This is a genomic window from Martelella alba (assembly GCF_006516955.1).
Classification (GTDB): domain Bacteria; phylum Pseudomonadota; class Alphaproteobacteria; order Rhizobiales; family Rhizobiaceae; genus Martelella; species Martelella alba.
Map to the genome: position 1 here is coordinate 182778 of NZ_VHLG01000004.1, position 26321 is coordinate 209098.

21 protein-coding genes are annotated in these 26321 nt (G+C 58.9%); 15 read left to right on the forward strand and 6 right to left on the reverse strand.

Annotated features, from left to right (window positions below; genetic code table 11):
* Positions 1–112: 112 nt before the first annotated feature.
* A complete protein-coding gene (locus FJU08_RS09570) occupies positions 113–1003 on the reverse strand; it encodes a DMT family transporter (RefSeq protein ID WP_141148778.1) in 891 nt (296 codons plus the stop codon).
* Between the two features lie 214 nt (positions 1004–1217).
* Here FJU08_RS09570 and FJU08_RS09575 point away from each other — a divergent pair, with 214 nt between their 5' ends.
* The 3 genes from FJU08_RS09575 (at position 1218) to FJU08_RS09585 (ending at position 5592) form a co-directional block, all read left to right on the forward strand.
* Positions 1218–2516, forward strand: a complete 1299-nt coding sequence (locus FJU08_RS09575; RefSeq protein ID WP_141148779.1) for an adenylosuccinate synthase — start codon at positions 1218–1220, stop codon at positions 2514–2516.
* Positions 2517–2714: 198 nt separating this feature from the next.
* Complete coding sequence (locus tag FJU08_RS09580) at positions 2715–4514, forward strand: flagellar basal body-associated FliL family protein (protein WP_141148780.1); 1800 nt, start codon at positions 2715–2717, stop codon at positions 4512–4514.
* A gap of 277 nt (positions 4515–4791) precedes the next feature.
* Positions 4792–5592, forward strand: coding sequence for a creatininase family protein (locus tag FJU08_RS09585; RefSeq protein ID WP_141148781.1), 801 nt, complete (start codon positions 4792–4794; stop codon positions 5590–5592).
* 15 nt (positions 5593–5607) lie between these two features.
* On the opposite strand, the gene FJU08_RS09590 is transcribed toward FJU08_RS09585, so the two are convergent.
* Positions 5608–6549 (reverse strand): LysR family transcriptional regulator, encoded by a 942-nt coding sequence (locus tag FJU08_RS09590; protein ID WP_141148782.1) that lies wholly within the window; start codon positions 6547–6549, stop codon positions 5608–5610.
* A gap of 175 nt (positions 6550–6724) precedes the next feature.
* On the opposite strand from FJU08_RS09590, the gene FJU08_RS09595 reads away from it, so the two are divergent.
* The 9 genes from FJU08_RS09595 to FJU08_RS09635 all read left to right on the forward strand — a co-directional run bounded on the left by FJU08_RS09595 (position 6725) and on the right by FJU08_RS09635 (position 17476).
* Positions 6725–7738 (forward strand): ABC transporter substrate-binding protein, encoded by a 1014-nt coding sequence (locus FJU08_RS09595; protein ID WP_141148783.1) that lies wholly within the window; start codon positions 6725–6727, stop codon positions 7736–7738.
* A 466-nt stretch (positions 7739–8204) separates the two neighbouring features.
* Positions 8205–9221, forward strand: coding sequence for an ABC transporter substrate-binding protein (locus FJU08_RS09600; RefSeq protein WP_141148784.1), 1017 nt, complete (start codon positions 8205–8207; stop codon positions 9219–9221).
* An 80-nt stretch (positions 9222–9301) separates the two neighbouring features.
* Positions 9302–10132 carry an ABC transporter ATP-binding protein gene (locus tag FJU08_RS09605; protein WP_141148785.1) on the forward strand — a complete coding sequence of 277 codons (831 nt, stop codon included), beginning with the start codon at positions 9302–9304 and terminating at the stop codon, positions 10130–10132.
* Between the two features lie 29 nt (positions 10133–10161).
* Positions 10162–10977, forward strand: a complete 816-nt coding sequence (locus FJU08_RS09610) for an ABC transporter permease (protein WP_407943700.1) — start codon at positions 10162–10164, stop codon at positions 10975–10977.
* Positions 10977–12290: a cytosine deaminase gene (locus FJU08_RS09615; RefSeq protein WP_141148787.1), complete on the forward strand. Its 1314-nt coding sequence runs from the start codon at positions 10977–10979 to the stop codon at positions 12288–12290. The genes FJU08_RS09610 and FJU08_RS09615 overlap by 1 nt, the downstream gene beginning before the upstream one ends.
* Positions 12291–12292: 2 nt before the next feature.
* Complete coding sequence (locus FJU08_RS09620) at positions 12293–13702, forward strand: FAD-binding oxidoreductase (RefSeq protein WP_141148788.1); 1410 nt, start codon at positions 12293–12295, stop codon at positions 13700–13702.
* Position 13703: 1 nt separating this feature from the next.
* The gene (locus tag FJU08_RS09625) at positions 13704–14285 is read left to right on the forward strand and encodes an NAD(P)H-dependent oxidoreductase (protein ID WP_141148789.1); all 582 of its coding nucleotides are present in this window, start codon (positions 13704–13706) and stop codon (positions 14283–14285) included.
* A 125-nt stretch (positions 14286–14410) separates the two neighbouring features.
* Positions 14411–16114 (forward strand): glycoside hydrolase family protein, encoded by a 1704-nt coding sequence (locus FJU08_RS09630; protein ID WP_141148790.1) that lies wholly within the window; start codon positions 14411–14413, stop codon positions 16112–16114.
* Positions 16115–16351: 237 nt separating this feature from the next.
* Entirely contained in the window at positions 16352–17476 is a 1125-nt protein-coding gene (locus FJU08_RS09635; RefSeq protein WP_141148791.1) for an IS481 family transposase, read from the forward strand.
* Between the two features lie 137 nt (positions 17477–17613).
* Here FJU08_RS09635 and FJU08_RS09640 read toward each other — a convergent pair whose 3' ends face one another.
* From FJU08_RS09640 to ung, 3 genes are all read right to left on the reverse strand, one after another.
* The gene (locus FJU08_RS09640; protein WP_141148792.1) at positions 17614–18003 is read right to left on the reverse strand and encodes a RidA family protein; all 390 of its coding nucleotides are present in this window, start codon (positions 18001–18003) and stop codon (positions 17614–17616) included.
* 188 nt (positions 18004–18191) lie between these two features.
* Positions 18192–19619: an aldehyde dehydrogenase family protein gene (locus tag FJU08_RS09645; protein ID WP_141148793.1), complete on the reverse strand. Its 1428-nt coding sequence runs from the start codon at positions 19617–19619 to the stop codon at positions 18192–18194.
* 64 nt (positions 19620–19683) lie between these two features.
* The gene (ung, locus tag FJU08_RS09650; protein WP_141148794.1) at positions 19684–20376 is read right to left on the reverse strand and encodes a uracil-DNA glycosylase; all 693 of its coding nucleotides are present in this window, start codon (positions 20374–20376) and stop codon (positions 19684–19686) included.
* A gap of 248 nt (positions 20377–20624) precedes the next feature.
* Between ung and FJU08_RS09655 the strand changes: the two genes are divergently transcribed.
* From FJU08_RS09655 to FJU08_RS09665, 3 genes are read left to right on the forward strand one after another with little or no spacing between them, the layout of a single operon-like run.
* On the forward strand, positions 20625–21596 hold the full coding sequence (locus FJU08_RS09655; protein WP_141149025.1) for an ABC transporter substrate-binding protein: 972 nt from the start codon (positions 20625–20627) through the stop codon (positions 21594–21596).
* A gap of 1 nt (position 21597) precedes the next feature.
* Positions 21598–22539, forward strand: a complete 942-nt coding sequence (locus FJU08_RS09660; protein ID WP_141148795.1) for an ABC transporter permease — start codon at positions 21598–21600, stop codon at positions 22537–22539.
* Positions 22539–23336 (forward strand): ABC transporter ATP-binding protein, encoded by a 798-nt coding sequence (locus tag FJU08_RS09665; RefSeq protein ID WP_141148796.1) that lies wholly within the window; start codon positions 22539–22541, stop codon positions 23334–23336. The genes FJU08_RS09660 and FJU08_RS09665 overlap by 1 nt, the downstream gene beginning before the upstream one ends.
* A gap of 360 nt (positions 23337–23696) precedes the next feature.
* Here the strand turns inward: FJU08_RS09665 and pglA are convergent, their stop codons facing one another.
* Complete coding sequence (gene pglA / locus FJU08_RS23255; protein WP_328592409.1) at positions 23697–26297, reverse strand: polygalacturonase PglA; 2601 nt, start codon at positions 26295–26297, stop codon at positions 23697–23699.
* Between the last annotated feature and the right edge of the window lie 24 nt (positions 26298–26321).

Genomic DNA, 26321 nt, shown 5'->3' on the forward strand with positions numbered 1-26321 from the left:
ATCAACTGAAACCTTTGTTCATAGTTCGCTCATATACGGTGAGTGAACAAATTAGTACCCGAAATTCAGGTCTCAATGACAGACAGCGCTACCAAAATCAAAAAAAAGCCTGTCACGCCTCCTTTGGCTTACCTTTCTCGGCAATTGCAATACCTGTAATTGCAAGGGCAAGCGCAACAATATGAAAGAGTTGCAGCTCTTCACCAAGCAGGAAAACAGCCAAAAGAATACCAAAGACGGGAATCAGGTTGATAAACAGGCCGGCGCGGTTGGGACCGATCAATTCCACACCGCGAATGAAAAGCGCCTGAGAAACCAGCGACGGCAGCAGCCCGGTATAGATGACGGCGAGAATGCCGACCATATCCGTCGGCACCTGCAGTTCACCGCTTCTGGCTTCGATGAAAACCATGGGCAGGGCAGCAAGGAAAGCGCCGGAGCAACAAGCCATCATCATGGATCGCCAGTTCAGCTTCGGTTTCCACCGCAGCGAGACGGTGTAAAGCGAATAGCACAGGACAGCCATCACCATCAGAAAATCCCCGAAGTTGATGGTGAGGCGGGCAAGGTCGGCTGGCTGTCCGTGGGTTACGGCGATAACGACGCCGACAAGGGTCAAGAAGAAGCCAAAAAGCTGTGCGACGCTGGCTTTGATTCTGAACAGCGCAAAATTGAGCAGAAAGATCATCAGTGGAATGCCCGCCTGATCAACAGCGCCATTGATGGCGCCGGTATGTTTCAGCGCGGAATAGAGAAATGCGTTGAAAGCCGAAAAGCCGATCGCGCCATAAGCCAGCAGCAGCAACCAGTTGGCACGGATGACAGACCAGTCCCGGCGGATTTGAGGCAGTGAGAAAATCGTGACGGCAATGGCCGCGATCGCCCAGCGCGATGCATTGAGCATCATCGGAGACACATGACCGACAGCAAGCTTGCCCGCAACCAGATTGCCCGCCCACAAAAGCGTGGTTATCGTCAACAGACTATAGGCCTTGATCTGCATGGATGATTCGCTCCCGCCCGCGATGGCCGCGCCTGAAATGCCGCCAAAGGTGTGTTTTTATTTGTTTCCGGCCTTCGAATAGACTGCCGCTTGTGCCATTGTCACGCGAAAACATAGCCGGGTCATCTTGAAAGAGTCGCATTCTTGGACACAGGTCTTTATACATGCGCACGTTTTCAGTATCCGGGACAGACGGTCCTTATAGGTAGGTAAAATGACGAATGTTGTGGTGGTCGGCTCGCAATGGGGCGACGAGGGCAAGGGTAAAATTGTGGATTGGCTTTCGGAGCGTGCCGACATCGTCGTGCGCTATCAGGGTGGCCACAATGCCGGTCATACGCTGGTGATTGACGGTGTGAGCTACAAGCTCTCGCTTTTGCCTTCCGGTGTTGTACGACCCGGAAAACTCGCAGTTATCGGCAATGGTGTTGTCGTTGATCCCCATGCACTGATTGCCGAAATCGGCCGCCTGGAAGCCCAGAACGTCAAGGTTTCACCCGAAAACCTGCGGATCGCAGATAATGCAACGTTGATTCTGTCACTTCATCGCGAGCTTGACGGCATGCGCGAAGACGCCGCCTCCAACAGCGGCACGAAGATCGGCACGACACGCCGCGGTATCGGCCCGGCCTACGAAGACAAGGTCGGACGCCGGGCGATCCGGCTGATGGATCTGGCCAATCTCGAAACACTGCCGGCCAAGGTCGATCGCCTTCTGACACACCACAACGCACTGCGTCGCGGTTTTGGTGCACCGGAAGTCAGCCATGAGACCATCATGGAAGAACTGACATCGGTCGCTGATCGGGTGCTCTCTTTCCGCGAGACGGTCTGGCTGCTGCTCGACAAGGAGCGCCGTCGCGGTGCGCGTATCCTGTTCGAAGGTGCCCAGGGCAGCCTGCTCGATATCGATCATGGCACCTATCCCTTCGTCACCTCGTCAAACACGGTCGCCGGTCAGGCTGCGGCCGGGTCCGGCATGGGTCCGGGCGCGCTCGGCTATATTCTCGGCATCACCAAGGCCTATACGACCCGCGTTGGGGAAGGCCCCTTCCCGACCGAACTCACCGATGAGGTCGGTCAGTTTCTGGGAGAGCGCGGTCGTGAATTCGGCACAGTCACCGGGCGCAAGCGGCGCTGCGGCTGGTTCGATTCCGTTCTGGTGCGCCAGGCAGTCGCAACCAACGGCATTACCGGCATTGCGCTGACCAAGCTGGATGTTCTCGACGGTCTTGATGAAATCAAGATCTGCGTCGGCTATGAGCTGGACGGTAAAACACTGGAAAGCCTGCCGGCAAGCCAGGGCGATCAGGCGCGCGTCAAGCCGGTCTACATCACCCTAGAAGGCTGGAAGGAATCGACCGTTGGCGCCCGTAAATGGGCCGATCTGCCAGCGCAGGCGATCAAATATGTTCGCCAGATCGAGGAGTTGATCGGCGCGCCGGTTGCCCTTCTTTCCACCAGTCCGGAACGGGACGACACGATTCTCGTCACCGATCCATTTGAAGACTAGACATAGTCAGATTATTGTTCCGGCCCGTAACCGGGCAATTGGGGTTTATGCATGGCGGATTTCGCTTCAGTCATTCGGCGGGCGGTAGAAGGATTACCGGAAAACACGCCCGAACTGCGCGCGCGCGTTTATGAAAAAGCGCGGGCCGCAGTGATCAGGCAATTGGAGAACATGTCTCCAAAGCCTCCCGAATCCTTGATGAAACGGCAAATCGACAAGATTGACACGGCGATCGCCGAGGTTGAGAGCGAATTTGCCGAGGCGATTGGCGAAGATGAGGTGATTGACGCACCTGACGATGCGCCGCCGCCCGTGGCCGAAATGCCCGTACCCGCGCCAGCCCCCGCCCCCCCAAAGGCCCCGCCGGCGCCGGAACAATATGCACCCGCCCCGCCTGTGCAACGCATCGAGCCGGAAGCGCAGCCGGAGCCGGTTGAACAATGGCAGGAACCGCCACCATCGCGAACGCCGGAAAGATCCTGGCCTGCACAGCACCGCGACGTATGGGAAGAACCCGCAGCGGCTCCGGAACAGGAAGAGCCATCCCCCGAGCCGGAGGACCAGGGCGAGGATTATGACTTCGATGGTCGCCGCTCAGTGCCAGCACCGCCGCCTTCGCCGGAACCTGTTGAAGAAGAAGATATTTTCGGCCAGGGGCATCACGCGCGCAGCATGAGCGAACCGCTGGCGCGTGCACCGCTAACGCCGAGCCAGGATGAAGGCTGGGGCGGCACGGATGAAAGCGATGCGCCATCCGATGACGATGGCTGGCAGCCCGAAACGCCGCAGCGTCATGCTTCGCAGCCAAAATCTGCATCGCGAAATGACGCGGAAGACGACAGCTTCGACAGTGCCTATATGGCCGGGTCGATCCCACTGGCCCCTCCGCCGCCGGCACGCCCTGCCTCAAACGCAGAATGGGACCATGTCGATACCATTCTTGGTCTGGCACCCGGTGGCACCCATCCGGATTTTGACGATCTTGATGACGAAGACGACGACACGCCGTGGCATGATGACGACGAGCCCGGCCGGAGCAAATCCATTCTGCGCCGGATGCTTCTGCCGGTTATTGCCCTGGTTGTCGTGATAGCGCTTGGCATTGGCGGATATTTCGGCTGGATGCACCGCGACCAGCTGCAAAGTCTTGTTGCCAGCGGTGAAGGCACGCCTGCCACCGAAACGGCAGCACCGGCGGCATCAAGCCCTGCCACCTCCGACGATACGCCCACAGTTGCTGCCAGCGAAGGCGGCACGATCGACAAGCCTTATACGCAGCGCCTGCTGCCCGATGGCAACGAGGTTGATGAGGGGCTGCCCGCAGAAGGCTCAGGCAGCGGCACCACGCAGAGCGTTGCGGCACAGACCACGCCGAGTGCCTCGGCTGTGCCTGAGGGAACGGATACATCGACGACGCCGGCTCCACCGGTTGGCTCAGCCCAGAAAATGTATCTATATGAAGAACAGCTCGGCCAGTCCGTGCCGTCGGCCTTCCAGGGTACTGTGGAATGGAACCTGAAGCAGCAGAACAACAATACATCGGTCCCTGAACCGGTGATCGAAGGCAAGATGAGCGTTCCTGATGCCAAGCTTTCCGGTACGATCACCATTCGCCGCAATGATGATCCCTCGCTTCCGGCCAGCCATCTGATCGATATTTCGTTTGATCTTGGCGATGGTTTCGATGGCGGCGCCATCGACAATCTGCAGCGCATCTCGCTGAAGGAAACCGAAGCAGCCCGTGGTGATCCGCTGGTGGCGGTTTCGGCCAAGATTACCGACAATCTCTATATGGTCGCTCTCAATGATTTCGATCAGGCGCGCAACCAGAACCTGACCCTGCTGCAAGACCGTAACTGGATCGACATTCCGGTCACTTACAGAAATGGCCGGCGCGCACTGCTGACGCTCGAAAAGGGCACGACCGGTGAAGCGATCTTCGACCGCGCCATTCAGGAATGGCAGGCGCTTGGAGACATCACCAGCGGCAGCAACTGATCCGCAGGAGACCACCAGAGGCAGGCCCTCTGACCCTGTCTCATCAATCGCCCGCCGGCAATGCCGGCGGGTTTTTGCTATCGGCGATGCGCCGGCCTGGATCTCCCGATAGGAGCATTTGCGATTCTGCTCTCTATTTGGCATCACGCGGAGCGCAAAACGATGCTTTTGTCCGCCCTGCATTTTCCCTAAGCCTTGATCAGACGCAAAAACGCTCCGATTTACCCGGTCCGGCACGCCTGCCGGGGCGGACAGAACCTCAATGCGGTAGGGAACCATGGCAAAACGATTTTACTGGAACGAACTGATCAGCCGCGAATTTGCAGCGCTCGACCCGAATACGACAATTGCGGTTCTGCCGGTCGCTTCCACCGAACAGCATGGCCCGCACCTTCCCGTTGCGACGGATGTGGCGATCGCCCGCGGCATGCTGGATGCGCTTCAGGCGCGCCTGCCGGAAGACCTCGACGTGCTGGTGCTGCCCGTTCAGGAAGTCGGCAAGGCCAATGAGCATATTTACGGCCCCGGCACCCTGTCTCTGCCGGCAGAATTGCTGATCCAGGCCTGGACCACAATTGGCGAGAAGGTTGCCGCAGCCGGCCTGCGCAAGATGGTGATCATTAACAGCCATGGCGGCAACCTTGACGTCATGAACATCGTCGCCCGCGAATTGCGCGTGCGCTACCAGATGGCCGTGGTCGCTACGCAATGGGGCCGGTTCGGCCATCCGGAAGGCTTGATCAGCGAAGATGAGCGCACTTTCGGCATCCATGGCGGTGAGGTCGAGACATCGCTCATGCTCAAGTTCCGCCCGGAACTGGTCAGCATGGACCATGCCAAGGATTTCGTTTCGCTTGCCAAGTGGCAGAAGGAAAATACCAAACATCTTCAGCCGACCCCGCCACATACGCTTGCCTGGATCGCCCATGACCTGAACCCTGACGGCGCGCTCGGCAATGCTTCGATCGCCACCGTGGAAAAGGGAGAGGCCATCTGCGCCCACCAGATCACCGGCGTGATCGAACTGCTTTATGATCTGAAATCCTACCCGCTCGACAAGCTTTACAGCCCGGCCTGAGGCTGGCGAGAGGCTTTATTGCGCTGGCGGCGGCAGATGTTGCTGCTGCTGCAATTCCTCGATCATCGCGACCAGCTCCTGCAAAAGATAATCAACGAAAAGGCTGGTCGCGGCATCAAGTGGTGCCCGCGACCGCGAAAACAGTTTCATTGGCTGATGGCGCATATGGGCATCGGCGAGCGGCCGGAAAACCAGCTCGCCGCGCCTGCATTCCGAATAGACATCCAGCGGATTGAGGAAGGTCAGCCCTGTTCCCGCCTTCACCAGCAGCTTCAGCATCTCCGAGGCATTGGTTTCCAATACCGGCTCAATCGGCAGCGACAGAGGCGACAGCGCAAGATTGATGACATTGCGCAGGCTGGTGCCCGATTGTGCCAGCACCAGCGGCTCCTGCACCACATCCGAAAGATTGACCTTTTCGGCCGACGCCAGCGGGTGATCCGGCGGCATGACGACGCCGATCGGCACATCAAAGGACGCAAGCGCCCGGATGCCGGGCGTTGCCGGAATGTTGAAGCCGAGCCCGATATCCACATCGCCGGTCAGCACCATGGCAATCGTCGTCGTTCCACCATCGGAGCGCAGATTGATCCGCACACGCGGATTGTTTCGGATAAAACGGGCAATCACCTCTGGCAGCGGCCCGGCAGCCAGCCCCACCGTGGTCACCAGCGTCACCTTGCCGGCCTGCGGCATTTTCAGCGCCCTTATCCGGCTTTCCAGCTTTTCATAGCTCTTCAGCACTTCGCGGATATGTTCGACGCACATCTCTCCGGCCGCCGTCAGCCGCAATCCGCGCGGCAGGCGTTCAAACAGGGGGGCTCCCAGTTCTTCCTCCAGCGCAAGGATCTGTCGATTGACCGCAGACGAGGCCACATTCAGCCGCGCCGCCGCCTTTCTGATGGAGCCACAACGGGCGATTTCATCAATATATTGCAGTTTTCTGGAATGCAGCATGTCAGCACCCGCGACCCTCTTTGGCACGTGTCCGCGCATGCTTAGCGCAATTTCGCGACAGCTGCAAAAAAAGCATCGTCTCGCTCGATTTCAGGCACTTCCCAAGACGCACGCAAAACGTTCATATGATTTTGCTGATAATCAATTCCAACAGACAATAACGGGGAACAGCGGAATGATAAGACATACAAAGGCAGCGGCCCTTTCGGCCACGGCCATTCTCACCCTATTGGCCGCAAGCGCGCCGGCAATGGCGCTCGACAAGGTCAAATTCGGCACCAACTGGCTCGCCGAAGCCGAACATGGCGGTTACTACCAGGCGGTGGCTGATGGCACCTATGAGAAATACGGCCTTGATGTCGAGATCGTCCAGGGCGGCCCGCAGGCGGCCAACAGCGCATTGCTGATTGCTGGCAAGATCGACTTCTACATGGGCTCGCCGCAGGGTTCGATCAACGCGATTATCCAAGATATTCCGATCATGGACGTTGCCGCGATTTTCCAGAAGGATCCGCAGATCCTGATGGCGCACCCCGATCAGGGCATCGAAAAATTCGAAGATCTCGCCTCGCTGCCCACTATCCTGATGGGCAAGGACGGCTTTTTATCCTATTTCGAATGGATGAAAGCCAATTTTACGGGCTTCTCCGACAGCCAGTACAAGCCCTACACCTTCAATCCGGCCCCCTTCATTGCAGACCCGAAGTCGGCCCAGCAGGGCTATCTGACCTCGGAACCCTTCGCTGTCGAACAGCAGGCCGGCTGGACGCCCAAGGTCTTCCTCTTGGCAGATCAGGGCTATTCGCCCTATTCGGAAACCATAACCGTGCAGAAAAAGCTGGTGGAAGAGAACCCGGATCTCGTCCAGCGCTTCGTCGACGCGACGATCATCGGCTGGTACAACTATCTCTATCACGACAACAGCGCCGCCAACGCCCTGATCAAGAAAGACAATCCTGACATGACGGACGAGCAGCTCGCCTATTCGATCGCCAAGATGAAGGAATATGGCCTGGTCGAATCGGGCGATGCCGATGAAGGCGGTATCGGCTGCATGACAGACGCACATTACAAAAAATTCTACGATGAAATGGCCGCTGTCAGCCTGTTTGAAAGCGGCGTCGAGTTCACCAAGGCCTATACGACCGATTTCGTCTGCAAAAATGTCGGCGCCGATCTGAAACCGTAACAGATCGATCACATTTTGCGTGCACTGCCTAAGCGCATGACGACGCGCTGCGACATCGCTATCACGCCCGGCCTCCGGGGCTTCCATCTCGCCGGAGCATTTATCCTGACTAAAAATACACGCATTACAGATCATCGACATATGTTTACTTTTCATAGGTTGTATTTTCACCATTCGACTTCAGACATACTGTGTTTCTGCTGCGACATCTCAGCACGTAAATGCGGCGATCGGCATAGTTTTCAAAGGAAAATCGGGCTGATACGACCTCAAAGAACCCAGCAATTAAGCAGGTGCTGTTCAATTTTTACGCAGAACGAACACAAAAGCTTCATTTTACCAATTGGTGCAAAAAAGAGAGCGATGTGAACGAATTTTGGTGCTTCTCAAGGCGCAGTCCAGTCGCTCAAATAGACTTTCGGATCGTCAATTTCGTGACACCGTTACAGCGAAGGGGAATAGCTAAATGTCCATTTTTTCGAAAACCAGTTTGCTTGGCGCAGCAGCAACCGTTGCCGTAATGGCAGCGGTATCCAGCCCGGCAATGGCGCTCGACAAGGTCAAGTTCGGCACCAACTGGCTCGCCGAAGCCGAACATGGCGGTTACTACCAGGCCGTTGCCGACGGCACCTATGAAAAATACGGCCTTGATGTCGAGATCGTTCAGGGTGGCCCGCAGGCTGCCAACAACGCGCTCCTGATCGCCGGCAAGATCGACTTCTTCATGGGCACGCCGCTGACCAATCTGAACGCCGTCGCCGAGGGTATCCCGATCGTCGATGTCGCCGCGATCTTCCAGAAAAGCCCGGAAATCCTGATGGCCCATCCCGATCAGGGCATCGACAAGTTCGAAGATCTGGCAACGCTTCCGACCATTCTGATGGGCAAGGACGGCTTCCTGTCCTATTTCGAATGGATGAAGGCCAACTTCGAAGGCTTCTCCGATAGCCAGTACAAGCCCTACACCTTCAACCCGGCCCCCTTCATCGCCGATCCGAAGGCTGCCCAGCAGGGTTACCTGACCTCGGAACCCTATGAGATCCAGAAGCAGACCGGCTGGGAGCCGAAGGTCTTCCTTCTCGCCGACCAGGGCTACTCGCCCTATGCCGAAACGATCACGGCCCGAACCAAGCTGGTTGATGAAAACCCGGATCTGGTTCAGCGCTTCATCGATGCCTCGCTTGAGGGCTGGTACAACTACCTCTACGGCGACAACGCCGCTGCCAACGAGCTGATCAAGAAGGACAATCCGGACATGACGGATGGTCAGATCGAATATTCCATCGCCAAGATGAAGGAATATGGCATCGTTGAATCCGGTGACGCTGACGAAGGCGGCATCGGCTGCCTGACCAAGGCCCATTATGACGGCTTCATCGCTGACATGGTCAAGGCCGGCGTTGTCAAGGAAGGCCCGGATTACACCGCAGCCTACGATACGGACTTCGTCTGCAAGAAGGTCGGTATGGACCTGAAGAAGTAATTCTTCCCATCTGAACGCCGCTGGCCCGCACCATATTGCGGGCCGGCTCCAGCAACGCCCAAGAAACCGGATCGAAGCGAATGTCGCAAACAGGCGCCGCACTTGCGGATACTACTCCTCCATCGCTCGCCAAACCGCTGGTCAAGATGGAGCATGTGAGCAAGGTTTTCTCCAACGGAACGCTCGCTCTCAACGATATGTCGCTCACCGTGGAACGCGGTCAGTTCATCAGCCTTCTCGGTCCCTCGGGCTGCGGCAAGTCAACGGCGCTGCGCATCATGTCGGCACTCGGCGATATCACAACGGGCACGATCGACTGGCCGAGCTCGCGCATTTCCTCCAAGGGCCGTCCTGAAGGCGATATCAGCTTTGTCTTCCAGGAACCGACGCTGATGCCGTGGAAGACGGTGTTCGGCAATGTCTATCTGCCGCTGAAGCTGCGCGGCATCACCAAGGCTGCCGCAGCACCGGAAATCGAAAAGGTCTTGAAGACCGTCGGTCTGCAGGACTTTGCCGATGCCTATCCGCGTGAACTGTCCGGCGGCATGAAAATGCGCGTCTCCATCGCCCGTGCGCTTGTGACCAAGCCCAAGCTGCTGCTGATGGATGAGCCCTTTGCCGCCCTTGATGAAATCACCCGCCAGCGCCTCAATGACGACGTGCTGAAACTGTGGCGCGAGACCGGCATCACGGTCATCTTCGTGACCCATTCCGTTTTCGAATCCGCTTATCTTTCCAGCCGCATCGTTGTCATGCGCGCGCGCCCCGGCCAGGTTTTTGACGACTTCCCGCTCGTCACCAGCGCCGAGCGCGACGAAGACTATCGTACCTCGGAAGAATATCGCGCCGCCTGCGAGAAGGTTTCACACTCGCTGCAGGGCGCCATCCAGGCAGCCGGAGGACAACACTGATGAGCGATCAAGCCATTGAAGCCGTCAACATGCGGCCACAGCAGACTTTCTTCACCAAGAACAAGGATATGATCCTGCAGATCGGCATTCCGGTTCTGGTTATCTTGTTCCTCGTCTTCGTCTGGCAGATGATCGTTATCATCTATCAGACGCCGCCCTATATCCTGCCGGGCCCGACGCTGGTCGCCGAAGCCTTCGTGCGGGACTGGGGCATTCTGGCTCCGGCACTGTGGGTCACCACCAAGATCACCTTCATCTCGCTGTTCCTCGCCCTTGTCGGCGGTGTCGGCCTCGCCGTGATCATGGTCCAGTCACGCTGGCTGGAGCTGGCGCTCTACCCGATCACCGTCATCCTGCAGGTCACGCCGATCGTGGCGATCGCACCGCTGATCCTGATCTATACGCCGACCACCCAGGTCGCGCTTCTGATCTGCGCCTTCCTCGTCGCCTTCTTCCCGATCCTGTCCAATATGGCGCAGGGCCTGAAGAGCGTCGATCACAACCTCATCAATATGTTCGAACTCTACGGCGCCTCACGCTGGCAGACGCTCATTCATCTGAAGCTCCCGGCCTCGCTGCCCTATTTCATGACCGGTCTTCGGATTGGTGGCGGCCTTGCCCTGATTGCGGCTGTCGTTGCGGAATTTGCCGCCGGCTCTGCAGGCGCGGGCTCGGGCCTTGCCTTCCGCTTGCTGGAGGCACAGTTCCGCCTTAACATTCCGCGTCTCTTTGCAGCGCTGATCATGCTCGGCATGCTGGGTGTCGCAATCTTCGCGCTCACCTCCTTCATCGCCTGGCTCAGCCTGCATCGCTGGCATGAGAGCAGCATCAAGCGGGAAAACTGATGTCCATGAATTTCGTCGAACTTCCTTCAGCGCGTCGTTTCGCGCTGAAGCATTGCACATTGCCGAAAATTGCCGTGAATGGTGCCGATGACTTCACGGCCCGCGAAGGTCTGATCAAGGCTGATCTCATCATCGCCGATGGCAGGATCGAACAGATCCTGCCCTATGGCGCAGCTGATGCCGGACTTCCCGCAGCCGATCTGCGCGACGGCATGGTCTGGCCCTGCTTTGCCGAACTCCACACCCATATCGACAAGGGCCATATCTGGGAGCGCCGCCGCAATCCCGATGGCACCTTCATGGGCGCGCTGGAAAATGTGAAACTCGACCGCGAGGCCAACTGGTCGGCGGACGATGTGGCCGCGCGCATGGAATTCTCGCTGAAGACGGCCTATGCCCACGGCACCGCCCTTCTGCGTACCCATCTCGACAGCCTGCCGCCGCAGCACCGCATCTCCTTCGAGGTCTTCTCCGCGATGCGCGAGAAATGGAAGGGCAGGATCGAGCTTCAGGCGGTCGCGCTTTTCTCCACCGAGATGATCTTCGAGCCATTTTTTGACGACCTCGTTCAGGTGATCCGCACACATGGCGGCCTGCTTGGCGGCGTCACCATGATGCTGCCCGATCTCGACGCCCAGCTCGACAAGATGTTCCGCACCGCAAGCGATAACGGTTTCGATATCGACCTTCATGTCGACGAGACCGAAGAACGCGAAGTGCTGACGCTGAAAAAGATCGCCGAAGCCAAGATCCGCAACGGCTATGAAGGCAAGGTCACGGTTGGCCATTGCTGCTCGCTGGCGCGCCAGGATGAGGAAACGGCGAAACGCACCATTGATGTGGTCGCCAAAGCCGGTCTTTCAGTCGTCTCGCTGCCGATGTGCAACATGTATCTGCAGGACCGGCACCCGGGCCGCACACCACGCTGGCGCGGCGTCACCCTGTTCAAGGAACTGACCGCCGCCGGTGTTCCAACCTGCGTTTCCTCCGACAATACCCGCGACCCCTTTTACGCCTATGGCGATCTCGACGGTGTCGAAGTCGTTCGTGAGGCGGTTCGCATTCTTCAACTCGACCACCCTCTCGATGAGGCCGCGCGCATCATGACCCGCACGCCGGCCGAAATCATGGGGGTTGCCGACCGCGGCGTGATCGCCGAAGGCGGCCCCGCCGATCTCGTCTTGTTCAGCGCCCGGCGCTGGAGCGAGTTTCTGTCCCGTCCGCAGGCTGACCGCATCGTGATGCGGAATGGCATGGGCATCGACCGCAGCCTGCCGGATTATCGCGAACTTGACCCGCTCATGGATGAGTGAACATGACTGACTATCAGCAGATCAAGGCCGAACTTGAAGGCATTGCCATCGAAGACAATCCCGCAATGGTTCTGCGCAAGAGCCGGGACTTCTACTGGTATTCGCCGATCCTCAAGGCCCAGCTCGAAAATGTGACCGGTGACCTGATCATCTCGCCGGAAAATGAAGACGAACTGATCAAGGTGCTGAAGGTTGCCTTCAAGCATGACGCGCCCGTGACCGCGCGTGGCGGCGGTACCGGCAATTACGGCCAGTCCATGCCGCTGTCCGGCGGCATCGTGCTCGACATGACCAAAATGAACCGGATCAAGCTGATCGAGCCTGGCCGCGTCATTGCAGAACCCGGCATCATCTGCGCCGAGCTTGATCGCCAGACCAAGGCCCATTCCGGCCAGGAACTGCGGTTTCACCCCTCCACCACCGGTCAGGCTACCCTCGGCGGCTTCATCGCCGGTGGTTCGGGCGGCGTCGGCTCGGTTCACTGGGGCGGTCTGCGTGACCTCGGCAATGTGCTGCGTCTCAGGATCGTCACACTGGAAGCCGAACCGCGGGTGATGGAGCTGACCTCGCTTGATCTGCTCAAGGTCTCCCATGCCTATGGCACCAACGGCATCATCACCGAAGTGGAAATGCCGCTGGCACCTGCCTATGAATGGGTGGATGTGATCGTCGGCCATGACAGCTTCATGGATGCCGTGCGCTTCTCCGATCATCTGGCAAGCTCTACCGGCATTCTCACCAAGGAAATCGCGCCGATCGCGGCACCGGTTCCCTATAGCTACTTCACCCGGCTGAAGCCTTTCCTCGAAGAAGGCGAATCGATCTCGGTCGTCATGGTAGCACCGCATTCGATCGAGCCGTTCAAGGCGCTGGTCGAGGTTCATGGCGGCACGATCCGCTACCGTTCCGATACGGCTGAGAACACCAAGGGCGTGCCGCGCGCCTATGAGCTTGGCTGGAACCACACGACGCTGCGCGCGATGAAGATGGAGCCTGACAACTTCACCTATCTTCAGGTTCAGTATCCGAGCCCCGGCCATGTCGCCAAGGTTCAGGAAATGTGCGAAATCTTCGGCGACGAGGTAATCGGCCATCTGGAATTCCTGCGTTTTGATGGCGCAATCCAGTGCTCGGGCCTGCCGCTGGTGCGCTACACCACGCCGGAGCGCCTGGAAGAGATCATCCGTATTCACGAAGAAAACGGCTGCCCGGTCTTCAATCCGCACCGCTACACGCTGGAAGAAGGCGGCATGAAGCAGACAGATGAGCGTCAGCTGGAATTCAAGAAGGAAACCGATCCGAAGGGTCTGCTGAACCCCGGCAAGATGATTGCCTGGGACGACCCGGAATTCGATTTCAAGGCCGGCAAGAACTACCTGTTCAAGGGTATCACCGCCGTTACCGGAGAATAGCATGCGCGTTCTAGTCCTCTTTTCGCATCCGGTGGAGACCAGCTACGGCGCGGCTCTCCACCGCCAGGTGGTCGAAAGCCTGACGGCGGCCGGCCATGAGGTCGATGATTGCGATCTTTATGCCGAAAATTTCTCGCCGGTTCTGACCCGTGAGGAGCGGATGGGCTATCACACCTATCCGGAAAACACCGAACCAGTGAAAGGTTATGTCGAGCGGCTGAAGGCGGCGGAAGCGCTTGTCATCTGCACGCCGATCTGGAATTTCGGCTTCCCGGCGATTCTCAAAGGTTATTTCGACCGCGTCTGGCTGCCGGGTGTCAACTTCTCGATCGAAAACGGCAAGGTGCAGCCGTCGCTACGCCATATCCGCAAGATCGCCGCTGTCTTCACCTATGGCGGCGACCGCAAGCGGGCCTTTCTCGCTGGTGATCCGCCGCGGAAGCTGTTCATGCGGGCGATCCGCGTTCAGGTGAAGCTTGGTGCGCCGGCGAAGTTCCTCGCCCATTACGATATGAACAACTGCACACCGGAAACACGGGCGAAATTCCTCGCCAAGGTGAAGCGGGAAATGGAAGCTTTCTGATAGTTTTCTTGCGCCCGCCCTTTACAAAGCGGGTCATCTGACTAGGTCTTAAAGAGGCCCTGCCGTCATCAAACCACGGCAGGGCCTCTTGAACGTTTGTGGGAGGGGAGACGGAAAGGAAGAGAATGGCCGATCAGTTCATCGTCGACGAAAGCCGGTTGCGGAAACTCCGCGGCCATGTCCCCGTCAATGCCGTGCTTCACGTCTGGCTCAAGGCGACACAGCCGCATGCGGCGGCCGAGCTTCGCCTCGCTCTCAATGACCGGATTTTCGGCAATGTCTTCGTCGAAAATGCCGAGGAATATGAATTCCGAATGTTCTTCATGCCCCATGGCGGCGAGCTGGAATGTGCCTATGATCCCGAAACCACGACGATTTCGGTCGCCTACTGGTTCACCGATGCCTCGGTGCTTGAGGAAGGCATCACGGTTTTGCGCACCCATGCCGCCAATGCACCGGCGCCTGCCCCCGGCAGCTATCATTTCCGTCCGCCCTTCGGCTGGATGAATGATCCGAACGGATTTGGCCGCTTCAACGGCTCGGCTCACCTGTTCTACCAGCATTACTCCCATGGCCTCACATGGAACACCATGCATTGGGGTCACGCCATTTCCGAGGACTTTCTCCACTGGCGGCATCTGCCGATTTTCCTGTTTCCGTCAGAAGACCTGACCCACCGGCCGGACCGGCGCGGCGGCGCCTTTTCCGGCTCGGCCATTCCACTCGAAGACAGCGCCGGTATTCGCGTCTTCTTTACCGAACATGTCATCGAACGCGCGCCCGAACGCGAAATCCAGATGATGGCGACCTCACAATCGCTGATCTTCGCCGGCGCGGCAAAGCTTCTGATCGGCGAGCGGCCGGCGGACCAGAACCTGACCCAGGATTTCCGCGATCCTTATGTGTTCCGCGGGCCCGATGGCTACTGGAAGATGCTGCTCGGCAGCCGCAGCGGCGAAGCCGGTGTCGTGCTGCTCTACGAAACCGCCGATGTCACTGCGGCGTCAGGCTGGGAATTTGTCTCAATTCTGCATTCCGACAGCCGCTTCAATACCCAGGTGATCGAATGTCCCTGCCTGCTGCCGCTTGACGGCCCTGCGGGTGATCCGGCAACCCACTGGGTGCTGATTGCCGGTCTGATGCACAGCCATGACGCGGTGACGGGGCGCAAAAACCTGACCTCTGCCACTGTCGGCCATTTCGATGGCAAGCAATTCACGCCGGACTTCGAACAGGAACTGGATTTCATCGCCGACAATTATGCCTTCCAGGCCTTTCTCGATCACGGAACGCCGGTCGGCATTGGCTGGCTTGCCAACTGGGCCGATGCCCGCCCGGAAATCGATTTCCCGACGGCCATGACGCTGCCGCGCAATATCGTCTACGAGGACGGTGTGCTGAAAACACCGCCGATCGCTGGCGTCGAAGCCTTGCGCGCCGCACTGGTCGACGAGAGCGCTCTCGCCAGCGGCGAAGCGGTGGAGCTGGAACAGGGGCAGGCAGAGATCATCATCACGCTCCATGACGACGACGCGCCCTTCGAGCTTGATCTCTACCACCACAATCTGGAAATCATTCTCCGGCTTGACGGTGATGGCCTGCGCCTCACCTATCACGACGACACGCATCAGCCGAAGCCAGACTATGTCGCCCCCGGCGCCAGGCCGCGCGAACTGCGTATTTTCCTTGATATCGGGTCAATCGAGATCTTCGCCGATAATGGCCGCTGGACCGGAACCAAGCGCATTGCCGGCTTCGACCCCGTCCATTCACTCAGGATCCGCGAGGGCAATATTGCCTCGGCAAAGATCTGGACGCTGGCACTATGATGAAAAGGCGCCCTAAGGGGCGCCTCAGGCTGCTGAAAAACCTCGCCACCTTTTCTGGCGTCATGCCTGTGCTGGTCACAGGCATCCAGCCGGCGCGCGTCCGCGCGGCGAAAGAACTTTTCTATTCAATGCCTTATGAATCTGGATCCCCGTGACGAGTGTACGGCCTTGATACATACCTGACAGATGTTCGGAGACATGCCTGACACTTCTCGGATTGCAATCTGGGAGGTTCGGATGGGGTGGGAGACGAAGTCTTTGGTGGATCAGCGGTTGGAGTTTTGCCGGCTTTGTGCGCTTGAGGGCGCGAATGTTTCGCAATTGTGCCGACGTTTCGGGATTTCTCGCCAGACGGGCTATGTCTGGCTGAAGCGTTTCAGGGCCTGCGAGGGGATGCAGGATCGCTCGCGGCGGCCGCATGCCAGTCCGCGGCGCACCGATCAGGCGCTTGAACAGGCTGTGCTTGAGGTGCGCGATGCGCATCCGGCCTGGGGCGCCCGCAAGATTGCGTGCCGGCTGGAACGAGCGGGGATCGATCCGCCGGCGGCGTCGACAGTCCATGCCATCCTGGTCCGACACAAGCGGATCGCAACGCCTGAGGGCGCCGGCCCGGCCTATGGACGTTTCGAGCGCGAAGCGCCAAACCTGCTGTGGCAGATGGACTTCAAGGGACGTTTTCAGCTCGTCTCGGGAGACTGGTGTCATCCGCTCACCGTCCTCGATGATCATTCGCGGTTTGCCCTCGGGCTTGAGGCCTGCGCCGACGAACGGATGATGACGGTTCGCAGACGGCTGGAACGCATCTTTCATCACCACGGGCTGCCGATGGCAATCTATACCGACAATGGAAACCCTTGGGGAACCGGCGTTCCGCACGGCTGGACACGCTTGCGCGTCTGGCTCCTCAAGCTGGGGATAGAGCTCATTCACGCCCGCCCCTACCATCCACAGGGACGCGGCAAGAACGAACGCTTCCACCGCAGTTTCAAGGCTGAAGTTCTCGCCTTTCAACCGTTGTCAGACTTCAGGCAGGCGCAAAGGGCGTTTGATCGCTGGCGTGAACTCTATAACCATCATCGGCCGCATCAGGGCATCGCCATGGCCGTGCCCGCAAGCCGCTACAGCCCGTCGCCCCGAAGCTTTCCCGCCACTGTTCCCGAGCCCGTCTATGATCCAGGCGAAATCGTCAGGCGGGTCAGCAGCACAAAGGCCTATGTCGCATTCAACGGCAAGGCATGGCGTGTGCCGAAGGCCTTTCAAGGGGAAACCCTTGCCATCAGGCCCCTCGAAATCGACGGCCAACATGGCGTGTTCTTCGCAGCAAACCAGGTCGCCCTAATCGACCTCAACAAAGACGAATAACTGTCAGGCATGTCTCCGGGCTTTACAACGAGCACGGGGATGACGACGGAGGGGGCGGCCATTCCACCCCGAACAGGCAATCTGAACGACTTTGTCAGCAGGCTGAGACGCCCGAAGCGGCGCCTCATCAGTTCCGTTCAAAGCACCTTTGCCGCTGTGACTTCCACTTCGACGAGGAATTCTGCACGGGTAAAGCCGCCGACAACCAGCAGGGTCGAGACCGGCAGGGGATCAGACGTATAGCGGTCGCGCACTTCCATATAGGCCGGAAAATCCTCACGCATGGTGACATAGCCATTGATGCGGATGACATCGGCAAAGCTCATGCCGCCTTCTTCCAGGATCTTGCGGATCGTCTCGAAGCACAATTCGGCCTGACCCGTAACTGTACGCGGGATCACATCATCCGGCCCGATGCCGAGCTGCCCGGAGGTGACCAGCAGTGATGCGCCTGGCGGCACGTAAAGGCCATGGCTGTAATGGCCGAAAGGTTGGCGCACGCCGGGCGGGTTGATGCTCTTTTTCATCAGGATTGCCTCCGAAGCCAGCACATCGCCGATGAAGCCTGACGGCCGTCTTCGGAAAACAATGTGCAATCTCACGATGTTGTTGCGGCCCATATGCACCCGACCGGGCGATATGGGCAGCCTTTATGTCAGTCACGCATGGCCGGGATGGCCGCTGCTGTCAAGCTTTTCCCACACCCTGCCGGGCCTTACGCGCCATAGCCGCGCACGCCCTTGATCTCAAGAAAATCATGCATGCCCCAATCGGCAAACTCCCGACCATTGCCGGATTGCTTGTAGCCGCCAAAGGGAACCTTGGTGCTCCAGGCCGGACCATTGATCGAGACATTGCCGGCGCGCAGCTTTGCAGCCACATCGCGCGCATGGCCAAGATCGCCGGACTGGACATAGGCGGCCAGCCCGTAAACCGTGTCATTGGCGATCGCGATTGCCTGTTCTTCGGTTTCATAAGGCAGAACCGACAAGACCGGACCGAAGATTTCCTCACGTGCAATCGTCATGTCATTGGTGACGCTGCCGAAAATGGTCGGGCGGACATAATAGCCGCGATTGAGCCCATCCGGGCGGCCGGGGCCGCCGGTCACCAGTTCGGCACCTTCGGCAATCCCCTTTTCGATCAGCCCCTCGATCTTGTTGAACTGCACTTCGGAAACGACGGGCCCGAGATCCGTCCCTTCATTGGCCGGATCACCGGTCACAAGAGCCTCCGCCGTCGCCTTGGCGATGGACAGCGCCAGATCATGCCGGCTTTCCGGCACCAGCAGACGCGTCGGCGCATTGCAGGACTGGCCGGAATTCTCGAAACATTCGGTAACGCTGTAGCGCACGGCCTTTTCCAGATCGGCGTCGGCCAGGATGATATTCGGCGATTTGCCGCCCAGTTCCTGGCAGACGCGTTTGACCGTATCCGCGGCCGTCTTGGCGACAATGATGCCCGCCCGGGTCGAACCGGTAAAGGATACCATATCGACATCCTCATGACCGGCCATGACCTGCCCGACATCGGGACCGGTTCCGTTGACGAGGTTGAACACCCCCTTCGGCACGCCGGCCTCTTCCATGATCTCCGCAAAGATCAGCCCCGTCAGCGGCGCCACTTCCGAGGGCTTCAGCACCATGGTGCAGCCGGTGGCGATCGCCGGTGCCACCTTGGCGGCAATCTGGTTCAGCGGCCAGTTCCACGGCGTGATCAGGGCACAGACACCGATCGGTTCCCTGAGGATCATCGCCTCGCCGCAAGGGTCTGAGAAGGAAAATTCCGCCAGCGCTTCCAGCGTGGATTTGATATGCGATGCGCCAACCGGAACCTGCGAGCCTTTCGCAAGGTTGACCGGAGCGCCCATTTCCAGCCGCACAGCTTCGCTGAGATCGTCAAAGCGAGCCATATAGCAATCAAGGATCTTTTCCAGAAGCGCCATGCGCTCTTCCCGGCTGGTCTGCGAGAAGCTGGCAAAGGCGCGCTTTGCCGCCTTCACGGCAAGATCGGCATCTTCCGCCGAACCGCCGGAAATTTCCATGAAGGGCTCTTCCGTTGCCGGGTTGATCACCGGAATGATCTTTTCCCTGACGGGTGAAACCCAGCTGCCATCGATAAAGAATTTCAGATTATTGCTCATGGAGTGCTCCCTCAATATCACGATGCGGGCCTGATGCCCGGCCTTCATGCGCCGCTTGAAAACCTCAGCCTTCCGGATTTTCCGGAAGCTGCCAGTCGATCGGCTCCATGCCATTCTTTTCCAGAAACGCGTTGGCCTTGGAAAAGTGCCGGCAGCCGAAGAAGCCATTATGCGCGGAAAGTGGCGAAGGATGTGGCGCTGTCAGCACCAGATGGCGATTGCGGTCGACAAAGGCCGCCTTCTTCTGTGCATAGGCGCCCCACAGGATGAAGACCACATGCGGGCATTCCTCGTTGACGATGCGGATCACCTGATCGGTAAACTGTTCCCAGCCGCGTCCGCGATGTGAGGCGGCCTGCGCCTGCTCGACCGTCAGAACGCTGTTGAGCATCAGGACGCCCTGACGCGCCCAGTGTTCAAGAAAGCCATGGCGCACCGGTTTGAAGCCGATATCACTCGCCAGTTCCTTGTAGATATTGACCAGCGACGGCGGCGTGCGCACGCCGGGCTTGACCGAAAAGCAGAGCCCATGAGCCTGCCCCGGCCCGTGATAGGGATCCTGTCCGAGAATGACGACACGGACATTTTCAAGCGGCGTCAGATCGAGCGCGCGAAAATATTCGGACCCTTTGGGAAAAATATGCTTGCCAGCCTGTTTTTCCGCCGTCAAAAAAGCGCGCAGCGATTGCATATAGGGACTGGAAAATTCACCGGAAAGCCGCGTTTTCCAGCCTTCTTCAAGCCTGACCTCGCTCAAGGTGAGCCTCCCGTGATTCACGTTACGTCACATTCTTCGCAATTGGTTAGCGCCCTCACCCGGCAAATGCAAATCGACAACCGGTCAGGACACGTCTTTGCCTTGCTTTTCGCCAAGAGATGCAACGACAAAGATGTACAAGCAGGGCCGAGAACGATTGACCGGGCGAACGCTGCGCGCCAAACTGCCGCGCGTGATCAATCCCTACGAGAAACAATCCTGACACAAGGATTAGAATTATGCGCATGATGAACAAGACGATGCTGGCAGCTGTCGCCAGCCTGGCGCTTTGCGGCCTTGCCGGCCCGCTTGCCGCACAGGATGCAACCGAGAAGACCGTGGCCATCACCTATATCGTCGAGCACCCGGCTCTCGATGCTGTCCGCGAAGGCATCGTTGAGGGGCTCGCAGAGGCCGGCTTCACCGAAGGTGAAAACCTCAAGGTCGTGGCTCGCTCGGCCCAGGGCAATATGACGACCCAGACGCAGATCGCCGATGAGTTTGCCGGCCTGAAGCCCGATGTCGCCGTTGGCATTTCCACGCCGTCCGCCCAGGCGCTCAAGGCCTCCATGGGTGACAGCCCCGTCGTCTTCGCTGCCGTGACCGATCCGGTCGCCGCTGGCCTGGTCACCGACAAGGAAAAGCCTGAAGCCAATATTACCGGTACATCGGATCAGCAGGATTATGCGCCGATGCTCGCCCTGATCAAGACGCTCCTGCCTGATGCCACCAAGATCGGCGTCATCTACAATCCGGGCGAAGCCAATTCGGTCGCGCAGGTTGACGGTATGAAGGCCGTCGGCGAAACCATGGGCTTCACCATTGTCGACAGCCCTGCCGCCCAGTCGACCATGGTTCCCGATGCCGCCCGCAATCTGGTCGGCAAGGCCGACGCTATTCTGCTGCCGACTGACAATTCGGTGATTTCCGTGCTTGAAGCCATCATCACCGTCGGTGAGCGCGCCAAGCTGCCGGTCTTCACCTCCGATACGGAATCGGTTGAACGTGGGGCCGTCGCCGCCCTCGGCTTCAACTATGGCGAGATGGGCAAGGTCACCGGCAAGATGGTCGCCGACATTCTCAACGGCACGCCGATTGCCGATATCCCGGTCGTCGTTCCCGGCAACCAGGACCTCTATCTCAACATGAAGGCCGCAGCTGGCATGGGCGTCACGATCCCCGACGACATCAAGGCATCGGCCAAGAAGGTCATCGAATAATATGACGCTTTTCGCTCTTGCCGGTGCGCTGGAAACGGGGTTGCTTTACGCGCTCGTCGCTCTCAGCATCTACATGTCATTTCGGGTTCTTGATTTTCCCGATCTGACGGTAGACGGCAGTTTTCCACTGGGGGCGGCCGTTTCGGCCGCTGCCCTTATTCACGGCATTGACCCGTTTATCGCGACGTTTTTCGGCGCGCTGGCGGGAGCGATTGCAGGCTTTGTCACCGCATTGCTCAATGTGCGGTTCAACATCATGAACCTGCTGGCAGGCATTCTGGTGATGGTGGCGCTGTTTTCCATCAATCTGCGCATCATGGGACGACCAAACCTGCCCGTATACGGTCATGATACGGTCTTCACCCGCGCCGATCACCTGTTCAATGCGGGGCTGTGGAGCAACTCGATTCTGCTTCTCATCATCGCCGTTGCCGCCAAGCTGATTATCGACTGGTTCTTGAAGACCGAGCTCGGGCTTGGTCTCAGAGCATCGGGAGAAAACCCGGCCATGGCAGAGGCACAGGGCATCAGAAATGGCGCGATGACGCTTTTGGGCATGGCGATCGCCAACGCGCTCTGCGCACTTGCCGGTTCGCTCTTTGCCCAGATGCAGGGGGTTGCAGATGTCACCATGGGTGTCGGCACCATCGTAACCGGCCTTGCCGCGCTGATCATAGGTGAGGCGATCCTCGGCCGTCGCACGGTGTTTCTGGCGACACTCGGCTGCATTATCGGCGCTGTCGTCTATCGCGTCTTCATCGCACTGGCGCTTTCGGCCGGCTTCATCGGTATTCAGCCACAGGATCTCAATCTGATCACCGCCATTGTCGTCGCCGTTGCCGTCGTGCTGTCGCAACGGCGCGGCCGTAAGGGGCGTATCAAGCCGCTGTTCAATTTCCGCCTTGTCAAGGCGCCTGAACAGGCTGAGGAGAAGGTGGACTGATGCTGCGACTGACCGATATTCACATCACCTTCAACCCCGGCACTGCCACAGAAGTGCGGGCGCTGCGCGGCGTCAATCTCGATATTCCCGAAGGCGAATTTGTCACCGTGATCGGCTCCAACGGCGCTGGCAAGTCGACGCTTCTGTCGGCGGTTGTCGGCACAGTCCGCCCCGATACAGGTTCGATCTGGCTCGACACCGATGATGTCAGTGACTGGCCCGCTGCCAAGCGCGCCCGCCATGTCGGCCGCGTGTTTCAGGAGCCGCGTCTCGGTACATGCTCATCGCTGACGATCGAGGAAAATCTGGCGCTTGCGGCTGCGCGCGGCAAACACCGCTCGCTGAAGCTAGCACTTGGTGGACGCGGACAGAAAAAGCTCTTTGCCGAACAGCTTGAAAAGCTCGGCCTTGGCCTGGAAAACCGCATGGGCACGCCGATCGGCTCCCTCTCGGGTGGCCAGCGCCAGGCGGTCAGCCTGCTGATGGCAACGCTTCTGCCGATGAAGATCCTCGTTCTCGATGAGCATACGGCAGCGCTCGACCCGTCTGCGGCGGAAAAGGTGCTGACGCTGTCGGCAGAGATTGCCGAAACCCGAAAGCTCACCACGCTGATGGTCACCCATTCCATGCGCGATGCCCTTGCCTATGGCAGCCGCACGCTGATGATGAATGCGGGCCGGATCGTGCTCGACATCAAGGGCGAGGAACGGGCGAAGCTCACCGTCACCGACCTGCTGGAGCGCTTCGGCAAGGCGGCAGGCACCGTGATCGACGACGACCAGTTGATGCTGGCCTGATCGCCTCTCGACGGTCTGCGTATTGAAGCGCCGCCTCCGGGCGGCGTTCAGCTTGCTGACAAACCCTATCCCCTTCGCTAACGTCATGCCTGTGCTTGGTCCACAGGCATCCAGCCGCCGCGCATCCGCGTGGCGTAAAACTAAGCTTATTCAAAGCCTTAAGAATATAGATCCCCGTGACAAGCACGGGGATGACGACGGAGGGGTGGTTATCCTTCCCCCCAAACAGACAAGCAGAATGACTTTATCAATAGTTTGACGCCGCCTCCGGGCGGCGCTTTTCTTTTGCGCGAAAAAAGGGGCGGCCGGTCCCAAGCCAGCCACCCCTTCGCAGGAAAGCATTTCGGTGTGCGCGGGCGATCAGCCCGCCGCGCGCAACACTTCGGCAAAGGCCATCATGAACGGCCCGACGCCCTTGATATCGTCCGGATTGATCATTTCCGTCAGATAATAGCCCGGCGTGCCGTCACGGAACACACCGCCAAAGCCACCGAGACCCGCAACGCAGACGATCTTGCCAAGCACGCGCCGGCCTTCGGCACTGGTTTCGAAGGCATGGGCATAAAGCGCATCAAAAGCGTTGCGACCGATTGCCGGATCAACGCCCGTGAGGCCAAGCCTGCCGCTCTTCATATAGGCATAGGCGAACATGACCGAGGCCGAGCTTTCGGCATAGTTGCCGCCGAGCTGCGGCATGTCGGTCACCTGAAGCCAGCGGCCATCTGCCGTACGCAGTTCGGCGAGCCGTGCGGCAAGCGCCGTCCAGCGCGCAATCAGTTGATTGCGTTTTTCACCTTCGGGCAGGCACTCGATCTCATCGACCAGCGCCATGGCGAGCCAGCCGATGGCACGCGACCAGTGCGCCGGCGCCTGACCGGTTTCCTTGTCAGCCCAGGGCTGAACCTTTTTGGAATCATAGGCATGACGATAGAGCCGGCTTTCAGGATCATAGGTCAGATCGAGCCCGGTCAGCAGTTCATCTACCGCTTCCTCCACGAGCCCGGCATTGCCATAGGCCTTGCCATATTCCAGCTTGAACGGCAGCCCCATATAGAGCCCGTCAAGCCAGACCTGTTCGGGATAGCGGAACTTGTGCCAGTGCGGCCCCTCCGCGGTGCGCGGATGGCGAGACAGCTGAAGCGCCAGCGTATCGGCGGCCTTGCGGTAACGCTGGTCGCCGGTCTTTTCCTCAAGCCAGACAAGGGCCCGGCCGGACAGTACATTGTCGATATTGAAATCTTCCAGCGTATAGCCGGCGATTTTGCCGTCCTCGCTGATCTGGCCGTTGACCAGCCGGATCAGATGCGAAAGCCAGCGCTCCTCGCCCGTCACCTCATAAAGCGAGATCAGACCGCGATAGAGGCAGCCATCCTCATAGCACCAGGAGCCGCCCTTATAAGGGCTGTAGTCGCGGGCATAGTCATCGCAATAGCGCAGTAGTGCCTGCTTGTAGAAGGGCGTCGTCGCCCCCTCGCGCTCGAACACGATATTGGTGGCAGAGACGAAAGCATTTTCGGCAATGATGCCGCCATGGCGAACCGGATCGATATCGCAAGCCATAACCGGTGGCTGGGCGACGGCCTCAGGGGCAAAGGAAACCCGGTAATCTTCGATCGTGACGTTCTCGATCGGCATTTCCGGCAGCCCGTAAAAGGCGGCAGCGGCCGTGTGGACATTGCGGGCAACGATCCGTTTGAAGGCGATATCGGCCATCAGCGGCGTGCGCTCATCAACGGGAAGCAGATCGCGCGACTGAACATAGTCAGACTTGCCATCGGCATCGCAGAAATAAAAGCCGTTCATGACGAAGGGACTGGCGACATTGTCCATGACGCAATCCTCAACGAGAATGCGAGAGACAAAACCGCCACGGCCACGCCGCGTCTTGACGCGCAGGCCACGATCCGTGTCGCGCATTTCACAGCGGCGAACCGTGACACCGGACACCGAGCCGCTCATCTCCGAGCCGATGACGATGCCGCCATGACCGCGTTCCATGAAGCAGTTCTCGATCGTAACATTGCGGGTCGCACCCTCAAGGCCACCTTTGGGATCGCGCTTGCCCGCCTTGATGGCGATGCAATCGTCACCGACAGAAAAGCGGATGCCGCGCATGGCCACATCGGTGCAGCATTCCGGATCAAAGCCGTCCGTATTCGGCGAATGGGCATCGCTTTCGATCTTGATGTCGGCCGCAAGGATGTTACGGCAGTAAACCGGATGCACCATCCAGGACGGCGAGTTGCAAACCGTAAAGCCGGTCAGTGTCAGATTTTCACAACCCGACAGGAACAGTGAGCGGGCGCGGCGCGCGCCATTGCGGCTTTCCTTCGCCCAGCTCCACCAGTCACCCCGGTCGCCACCGGCGTCAATGCGCCCCGGACCGGTAATGGTAATATTGTTCTGATCAATGGCGGTGATCAGCGAGGCATAGCAGGGCTCGGCCACACCTTCCCAGGTGCCCAGCACCCGGCCATCTTCGTGGCGGGCCGGCAGGATCTGGTACTGATCGCGATCGGCAATACCCCAAAGCACCGCACCCTCATCCAGAAGAACCGTGAGACCGCTCTTCAAAAACAGCGGGCCGGACTTCCAGACGCCCGCACCGATCCGCAGCGTTCCACCCGCAGGCAGACCATCGATAGCCGCCTGAATGGCGCTCGCATTGTTTTCAGAGACCGTTGTCGCGCCGTGATCGGCGATATCGGCAAAACCCGTCTCTTCGGCCGTTGAAAATTCAAATGTCTCGCCGGCAATTGTCAGGCGGTATTTCGTGTCCGGCTGAAGGCCGGTCACGGTGAAGATTGTTTTCTCGGTCCTGCCCGTTTGCCGAACCTCGTCAAGCGTTTCGCTGACGATGTGCCAGTCAAGCGGCTGCTTGAGAAAATAGTGATTTTGCGACGAAAAAGCAGCAAAAGTCGCCGTCCTCGCCGAAGCGGCGAGCAGCTCTATGGCAGTCATGTCCTTGATCCAACTTGGAAAACC